The 3419-nt window shown below is 41.5% G+C and carries 4 protein-coding genes; 3 read left to right on the forward strand and 1 reads right to left on the reverse strand.

What is annotated here, in order from left to right:
• Window positions 1-512: DeoR/GlpR family DNA-binding transcription regulator (locus tag J7K79_RS05115; RefSeq protein ID WP_296905835.1), on the reverse strand; the 512-nt coding region annotated here is incomplete at its 3' end.
• 112 nt (window positions 513-624) lie between these two features.
• Here J7K79_RS05115 and J7K79_RS05120 point away from each other — a divergent pair.
• The 3 genes from J7K79_RS05120 to J7K79_RS05130 all read left to right on the forward strand — a co-directional run.
• Window positions 625-1596 carry an SIS domain-containing protein gene (locus J7K79_RS05120; protein WP_296905837.1) on the forward strand — a complete coding sequence of 324 codons (972 nt, stop codon included), beginning with the start codon at window positions 625-627 and terminating at the stop codon, window positions 1594-1596.
• A complete protein-coding gene (locus J7K79_RS05125) occupies window positions 1589-2842 on the forward strand; it encodes a Gfo/Idh/MocA family oxidoreductase (protein ID WP_296905839.1) in 1254 nt (417 codons plus the stop codon). The genes J7K79_RS05120 and J7K79_RS05125 overlap by 8 nt, the downstream gene beginning before the upstream one ends.
• A gap of 20 nt (window positions 2843-2862) precedes the next feature.
• On the forward strand, window positions 2863-3419 hold a 557-nt coding region (locus J7K79_RS05130; protein WP_296905842.1), incomplete at its 3' end, for a class II D-tagatose-bisphosphate aldolase, non-catalytic subunit.

Raw genomic sequence — 3419 nt, forward strand, 5'->3', positions numbered from 1 at the left:
AGAAAGACGTCAATGTTGAAATTATTAACAAAGTCTATAACGTGTCCTCCTATACACTCAAAGGAACCTTCTCTAACAAGTCCTCCTGTATGTATCAGAGTTATGGACTTGTACAGGTTTATAACAGCCCAAGCAGTAGTTATTGAGTTTGTAAGGATTGTGAGATTATGAAAGGGAGAATTATCAAGGGCTTGAATTGCGTAATAAACGGTTGTTCCACCAGTGGCGAATATGACTTGATTATCCCTGAGAACTTCTATAACCTTCTCAGCAATCCGCATTTTCTCATCTTTTCTGTCTTCGAGTTTCGAGAAGAAAGGAGTGTCGTAATGGATATTTTTAAGGAAAGCACCTCCTCTACGGCGAATAATAAGTCCTTGTTTCTTCAAGAAATCAAGGTATCGTCTAACTGTGATTTTGGAAACGCCCGTTGCTCTTGCAAGTTCATCGACGGTTGCGAATCCTCGCTGTTTCAAAATATTCATAATCTTTTCTATCCTTATTTCTTTCATCAGTCGTCCCCCTTTTGATTCAAAGACCTTTTAAATGACTATACCACATAATACGTTTTGAGAGAAATTTCAAAAGTTTTCTTTTTCAAACTTGGTAGAAGGAGGGATAAATATGCCTGTTGAAGAGGAAATATTCTCTCAACCTAAGGAACTTTCAAGGGTATTAGAATTCGTGAGTGAATCCAAAGCCCATGTTTTAATACACGAGAAGCTGAGAGATGCTGATGAAATGTTATTCATTGGTTGTGGTTCATCCTATTACATAGGTATAACCGCTGCACGTTATTTTACAGGAAAATTGGGAGTGAAAACCACTGCTTTACCCGCTGGGGAATTCCTACTAAGCGCCGATTGGAATTTGGCAAAATCTGGGAATAAAGTTGCTTTCCTTATATCGCGTTCAGGATCCACCTCTGAAGTTGTTAGAGCATGTGAAGCACTTTCAAAGATGCATGTTTTTACCATAGGAATTACTTTGGAAGAGAAGAGCCAGCTTGCCAGAGAAGCTGAGCTCAGTATGATCATTCCTATAAAAGAAGAGTCCATAGTTATGACAAAATCTTTTTCCTCTATTACCCTATTTCTATTAACCTTAGCAGAATTTTTGTCAGGTAAAACGGATCTGCTTCCCTTTAAAGAATTAATAAACGTTATTGAAGAATCTTTCCCCGCATGGCAGAAAGAAGCTCAAAACCTTTCAAAGCAAGGCACCCATTACGTTTTCCTAGGCACCGGACCTTATGAGGGAATAGCAAGAGAATCGGCCTTAAAGCTTCAAGAAATGTCTCTGACAACCACAGAAAGTTATTCAACCCTTGAATACCGGCATGGCCCCGAAGCCTTAGTTGAACCTGGAGTTGTGGTTGTTATCTACGGAGACGGAGAACATGAACAGGCTTTGGCCCAAGAAATCGAGGGTCTTGGAGGACGAGCTGTGGTGCGCCCAAGATTTTTGGAAAATTACGAAGACAGTTTTATTCAGGTCATATTCGCGCAGCTTCTGGGACTTGAGATAGCAAAGAAAAAAGGAATTGATGTTGAAAATCCAAGGAATCTTACCAAGGTGGTGAGGCTCGATGGATAAAATATCACTTGTGATACTCGGTGCCGGAAGTAGAGGATACTTCACATATGCCAAAATAGCATCTCAGATGAAAGACAAGTATCGAATAGTTGCAGTTGTAGAGCCGGATGATGAAAAGAGGGAAAGATTTATAGCCACCTACCACATCCCAGAAGAAAACGCTTTCAGGGATTGGAAACAACTTCTGGATAAGAAGGGCAAGATAGCGGACGTAGTTATCATAGCCACCCCAGATGATGTTCATGTAGAACCTGCCATCGCATTTGCAAAAGCAGGTTACGACATCCTGCTTGAAAAACCTATAGCAAGGCGTCCTGACGAGCTCGTGAGAATTCAAAGAGAGATAGCAAATACTGGTAGAACGGTTATCGTAGCTCACGTGCTCAGGTACACTCCTTTCTTTCAAAAGATAGAGGAAATCATAGAAAGTGGTGAAATCGGGAAGGTTAAGGGAATAGATCACAGAGAACAAGTTGGGTTCTTTCACTTCGCTCATAGTTTTGTTAGAGGAAACTGGCGGAGATCTGACGAAACTGCACCCTCTATTCTCACGAAATCCTGCCATGACACCGATATAATGCTCTGGCTCGTTGGAAAAAGGATAGAAAGAGTTGCGGCTTTTGGAGATCTCCTGTTCTTTAATTTGAAAAATAAACCCAAAGAAGCGACAGATAGGTGTGTAGACTGCCCTTTAAAGGAAACTTGCCCTTATTCGGCGGTAAGAATTTACCTTGGAGATTGGACCGGCTGGCCTGTAAACACAATTACTGTAGACCTGTCTTACGAAGGAAGGCTTAAAGCAATTAAAGAAGGGCCATATGGAAGATGTGTTTTCAGTTGTGATAACGATGTATGCGATTATTACGCTGTTTCCATTGATTACGAAGACGACATCTTCGGCACTTTTACACTTACGGGGCTTTCAAACGAGATAACAAGAGTTATAACGCTTTTCGGCACACACGGAGAAGTCGTTGGCGACTTCGAGAAAGGAGAGATAATTCTCAAAAGGTATGGCGGGAAAGAGGAAAAGTTAGAGATCAAAGCAGAAGGAGGACATCTTGGCGGTGATGAAGGGCTTATGCAGCATTTGTACGAAGTCATAAGCGGTCAGAGAAAACCTTTAACTGCTCTTGAAGATTCGCTTGAAAGCCACTACGTTGCTTTTGCCATAGAGGAGAGCCGTCTTTCAGGGAAAGTAATATCAATTGACTCTTACAAAGAAAAACTCTTTGGGAAATATTGAACGTCATGGGAGGCTAAGATATGACATTTCTCGATTTCATAAAAAATGCCAAAAGTGTGGGAAAAGGGATTTTCTCCGTCTGTACGAGTAATTTTGACGTGATAAGAATTGTCATGGAATTCATGAAGGACAAAGAAGGAATTCTCCTTTTCGAATCCACATCCAATCAGGTGAATCAAGAAGGCGGTTACACTGGTCTAAAGCCGGCTGATTTTGTGAGGAAGTTGAAAGATCTCGCATCCGAGATTGGAATAAATTGGAACAGGATCGTCCTTGGAGGAGACCATCTTGGTCCCCTTCCTTGGAGAAACCTTGCCCCCGAAATAGCTATGGAAAATGGGAAAAAGATGGTACAGTCTTACATAAGAGCTGGTTATAGGAAAATACATCTTGATACGAGTTTTCCTTTGGGAAATGAAGAAAACTTTTCAACTGAGATCGCTGCAATGCGACAAGCTCAGCTTTGCCAGGCGGCAGAAAAAGCGTGGAGAGAAGTTGGTGGAGAGCCTCCTGTTTATATCTTAGGAACTGAGGTTCCTCCCGCAGGAGGGGTTGTTAGTGGAAAGGAATATATAAC

The organism is Thermotoga sp., assembly GCF_021162145.1.
Classification (GTDB): Bacteria; Thermotogota; Thermotogae; order Thermotogales; family Thermotogaceae; genus Thermotoga.

What these genes read in the sequence shown, in the direction of transcription:
- J7K79_RS05125 (WP_296905839.1), top strand. Translation starts at nt 1,589, where the DNA reads ATGGATAAAATATCACTTGTGATACTCGGTGCCGGAAGTAGAGGATAC.
- J7K79_RS05120 (WP_296905837.1), top strand. Translation starts at nt 625, where the DNA reads ATGCCTGTTGAAGAGGAAATATTCTCTCAACCTAAGGAACTTTCAAGG.